The following is a 1,256-nucleotide window of genomic DNA, read 5'->3' on the forward strand; positions in this document are numbered from 1 at the left end:
CCTGCGTAACCGGTTGAACGCGGCCACCGGGCTGCGGTTGGCCTCGACGCTGGTGTTCGACTACCCGACCCCGGCAGTGCTCGCCGACCACCTCTACGAGCAGGTCTCCGGACAGATCACCGCTCGCCGGACGACGGTGCTCACCGCCAACACCGACGAGCCGATCGCGATCGTGGGCATGGCGTGCCGCTACCCGGGTGGGGTGGAGTCTCCCGACCAGTTGTGGGAGTTGCTGGCGACCGGTGGGGACGGCATTTCGGAGTTCCCGGCGGATCGTGGTTGGGACCTGGAGTCGTTGTTCGATCCGGATCCGGATCGCAGCGGGACGTCGTACACGCGGCACGGTGGTTTCCTGTACGGGGCGGCGGAGTTCGACCCCGGGTTCTTTGGGATTTCGCCGCGTGAGGCTCTGGCGATGGATCCGCAGCAGCGGTTGCTGCTGGAGGCGTCGTGGGAGACGTTCGAGTCGGCGGGTCTGGACCCGGCGCGGCTGCGGGGCAGCCGGACGGGCGTGTTCGCCGGCGTCATGTACCACGACTACGCCTCCCGGCTGATGGACCTGCCGCCGGACGCAGAGGGCTTCGTCGGTACGGGCACGTCGGGCAGCGTGCTTTCGGGTCGGGTGGCGTACACGTTCGGCCTGGAAGGGCCGGCCGTAACCGTCGACACCGCCTGCTCGTCGTCGCTGGTCGCGCTGCACCTGGCGGCGCAGGCACTGCGGTCGGGGGAGTGTGACCTGGCGCTGGCCGGTGGCGTGACCGTGATGGCGACGCCGGGCACGTTCATCGAGTTCTCCCGGCAGCGGGGTCTGTCGCAGGACGGCCGGTGCAAGTCGTTCGCGGCGTCGGCCGACGGCACGGGCTGGTCTGAGGGCGTCGGTGTGCTGCTCGTGGAGCGCCTGTCGGACGCGCGACGCAACGGGCACCGAGTCCTCGCCGTCGTGCGCGGCACGGCCGTGAACCAGGACGGCGCGTCGAACGGTTTGACGGCGCCGAACGGTCCGTCGCAGCAGCGGGTGATCCGGCAGGCCCTCGCGAACGCCCGGCTGACCGTGGCGGACGTGGACGCGGTGGAGGCGCACGGTACGGGCACCACCCTCGGTGACCCGATCGAGGCGCAGGCGTTGCTGGCGACGTACGGGCAGGACCGGCCGGCCGACCAGCCGTTGTGGCTGGGGTCGATCAAGTCGAACATCGGACACACGCAGGCGGCGGCCGGTGTGGCCGGTGTGATCAAGATGGTCATGGCGATGCGGC

General features: G+C 70.5%; 1 protein-coding gene. It reads left to right on the forward strand.

The annotated features are described in order from the left end of the window. Window positions 1–1,256 (forward strand): type I polyketide synthase (locus tag ABT006_RS35005; RefSeq protein WP_350712754.1); only part of this gene is annotated, 1,256 nt, incomplete at both ends.

The organism is Micromonospora sp. NPDC002717 (assembly GCF_040295705.1).
GTDB lineage: Bacteria > Actinomycetota > Actinomycetes > Mycobacteriales > Micromonosporaceae > Micromonospora.